The sequence below is a fragment of the Kitasatospora sp. NPDC001261 genome (assembly GCF_042896795.1).
In the GTDB taxonomy this organism is placed as follows: Bacteria; Actinomycetota; Actinomycetes; order Streptomycetales; family Streptomycetaceae; genus Kitasatospora.
The window spans coordinates 1-2,449 of the sequence record NZ_JBIAXP010000069.1 but is presented as its reverse complement, the minus strand read 5'-3'; the positions used below and the strand labels follow the sequence as shown (position 1 = coordinate 2,449).

Sequence of the window (2,449 nt, the reverse complement as noted above, 5' to 3'; positions counted from 1 at the left end):
CTTCGGGGGGGGGCCGGGCCCCGGGGGGGGGGGCGGGGGGCCACCGGGGGGGGGGGGGGGGGCCCCGGGGGTGGGGGGGCCCCCCCGCCGTGTGCGGAACCGGGGGTGCTTCTTCCCGCTTCGTTGTTGCGGATCTGCGCGACCGGGTCGTTGGTCCGGCCCTGGGTGATGGTGATCGCGAAGTCCGGCTTGACGAAGGTCTGTTGGCTGCCCAGGGTGCCCTGCCAGGCGCCGAGGAAGGTTCTCGCTCTCCGGAGCCGGCACGCCCGTTTCCAGGTCGGGACGACGGAGCTGGGCGGAGAGGGGCGGCGGGTGGCCGGGGCCGGCTCAGCTCCGGGCGGCTCCGCTGGGGGCGGTGCCGGGGGCCTCCGCCGGGGTGCGGCTCGGGGCGGCGTCACCGTCGGGCGTGCTGCTTCCGTTCGCGCCGGGACCGTCCCGGTCGGTGAGGGCGGCCGGCCCCGGCAGGTGCGCCTGGTGGTCCGGCGGGTAGAACTGCCGGGCCCAGTGCCGCATCGCGCCGATCGGCCCGTCGCCCGGGGCGAGCTTCGGCGGCGACATGTACCGCTTGGTGGACCAGATCGGGAAGTCGGCCGCGGTGAACTCCAGGTTGCGCTTGAACATCGGGCCCGCCAGTAGCCTGGTGACCGCCCGGCTGACCGTCCGGGCGACGACCGGCGGCAGTCCGGACGGCTCCGACATGACGAAGCGGCTCGCCTGCCGCAGCTGCATCCGGCCGGGAGCGACCTGGGTGGCCATGACCAGCGAGCAGATCTCCAGGCCCAGCGAGGGCGTGTGCACGTCGGTGTGCAGGGCGGTGAGGCCGTACCCGTCCACCTCGACCTGGACCTCGCGCAGGCCGAGCAGCGGGAAGGTCTCCCGGACCAGCATCGAGATGTGGAAGGTGGTGCCGTCGAACTCCACGGGCTTCGCCAACTCGCCCTGCGGCCAACCGTGCAGGGTGACGAAGTGGCCCAGGTCGAAGGAGTTCTCCATGACGTCCTGGGCGTAGCCGGGCATCTCGAAGGAGGTGTACCGCAGGGGCTGCCGCCCGTCGTCGATCCGGTGCCAGGCGGGGATCTCCCAGTCCGGCTCCCGGCCGTCGTGGTGGCGCCAGACGAAGACGGCCTCGTTCACCTCGCGCACCGGCAGCGGCGTCAGTGCCGCCTTGGGCGGCTGGGTGCCGTACCCGGTGCGCACGCAGCGGCCCTCGGCGTCGAAGGCGAAGCGGTGGAAGGGGCAGACCAGGTGGTCGCCCTCGACCGCGGCCAGGCCGAGGTGGGCGCCGAGGTGCGGGCAGTACGGGCGGATCGCGCGGAGGCGGCCGTTGCGCAGCCGGTACAGCACGACGTCCTCGCCCGCGAGTTGGCGGGTGAGGACGGTGCCGGGCCTGAGCTCGGCGGAGAAGGCGAGTGCGGACCAGCCGTCGGGGTAGGGCAGTGCCGGTGGCAGGGCGACATCGGCCGCGGTCGGGCGGCTGCTGACGGGGTGGACGTGCTTGGACACGCGCATGAAGAAGTCTCCTGTCGGTCTGTCCGGCGCCGCCCCTCCCAGGCGATTAGCGCTCGAACAGAATGGATTTCCGATGCTAGCCATGGAACGGGAGCCCGTGCACGGACAATCTCCCTAACTCACAACAAGTCTGATGATCCGTCGGGTAGGCCGGTTCAAGGATTCGACAGGTCCCAGCCATTCGCCCGGCCCCGGGGCCACGGGGGTATTCGGGCAGGTCGGCGCGGCCTCGACGTCCGAGCGGGGCCGAAGGGGGGCCGGCGGGGCGGCGGGCCGCACCCGGGGCGGAACAGGGCCGCCCGGCCCGGGCGCTATTCGTACGGGCCCGTACCGTTGGGCGATCGGCGACGGCGGCGGATTCCGCGGTTCCGGCGTGACGGGAATGCGGATCCGGCCGACCGACGCGGTTCCCCCCGATTTCCCCTCGGCCCTTTGCGGACGCGCCGCGCGGTGATTGCCCCACGCGGTCGAGGAGGGGTCGAGAGGTGCTGGAAAGGGCTTTCTGCCGGGGGTGGGGTGTGTTGTGGTGGGTGGCAGGGGAGCCCTGGCCGCGGACGGCTCGACGGCCGTGGGTGGGCGGAGCGCCGCTGGTCGGTGACGTACCGGTGGCGTAGACGCTCGCGCATGGAACTGAGAGCGGCGGCTATGGATCGCCGGGCCAGGGGGGATTTGAATTGGTGCCACGACGACGAACCGATCGGGCGCAACCGGCGCCTCCGAAGGACCGGTCGTCGGTGATTCCTCCGAGTCTTGGAATGAGGGTGTGTGTGATGGCTGGTGTGGTGGATCTCGCGGTCGAGTCCGGTGTCGTGCTGGTGGTCGGTGGGACGGGGAAGACGGGTCGCCGGGTGGCGGACCGGCTGACGGCCCTGGGGTACGGGGTGCGGGTGGGGTCGCGTTCGGGTGCGGTGCCGTTCGACTGGCACGACGAGGGGACGTG

1 protein-coding gene is annotated in these 2,449 nt (G+C 72.8%); it reads right to left on the bottom strand.

What is annotated here, in order from left to right; genetic code table 11:
* Positions 1-327: 327 nt before the first annotated feature.
* Positions 328-1,509: a Rieske 2Fe-2S domain-containing protein gene (locus ACFY4B_RS42550; protein ID WP_387977184.1), complete on the bottom strand. Its 1,182-nt coding sequence runs from the start codon at positions 1,507-1,509 to the stop codon at positions 328-330.
* Between the last annotated feature and the right edge of the window lie 940 nt (positions 1,510-2,449).

Excerpts from the sequence above, each read along its gene's own strand:
- ACFY4B_RS42550 (WP_387977184.1), bottom strand. The coding sequence starts at position 1,509 with ATGCGCGTGTCCAAGCACGTCCACCCCGTCAGCAGCCGCCCGACCGCG.